Source organism: Geobacillus sp. BMUD (assembly GCF_013096845.1).
Lineage (GTDB): Bacteria > Bacillota > Bacilli > Bacillales > Anoxybacillaceae > Geobacillus > Geobacillus vulcani.
The window spans coordinates 1-255 of sequence record NZ_SDLA01000112.1 but is presented as its reverse complement, the minus strand read 5'-3'; the positions used below and the strand labels follow the sequence as shown (position 1 = coordinate 255).

The window sequence follows — 255 nt, the reverse complement described above, 5'->3', positions numbered from 1 at the left end:
TTGTGAGTCTTTTTAAATAGGCGAGAATACGGTATCGTGAATTTGTTGCCGTCTATACGAATCTGGCCAATGATCAGTGAATGAAAGCCATCTTTTTTAAGATATTTTGGAATACTGATAGCCTTGTGGTCATATTTTCCTTGTTTGGCAAGACTGATCAAACCAAAGAAAGATTTAAAGGCTTCATTGACCTTTTTTAAAATTTGCTGTGCCATGTTACTGTTTAACAGCTTATAGTTTTCGTTAGTTTTTGCA

General features: G+C 34.5%; 1 pseudogene. It reads right to left on the bottom strand.

Annotated features, from left to right (window positions below):
• Positions 1-255, bottom strand: a pseudogene (locus ETC05_RS18000) (RNA-guided endonuclease TnpB family protein); the annotation flags it as partial.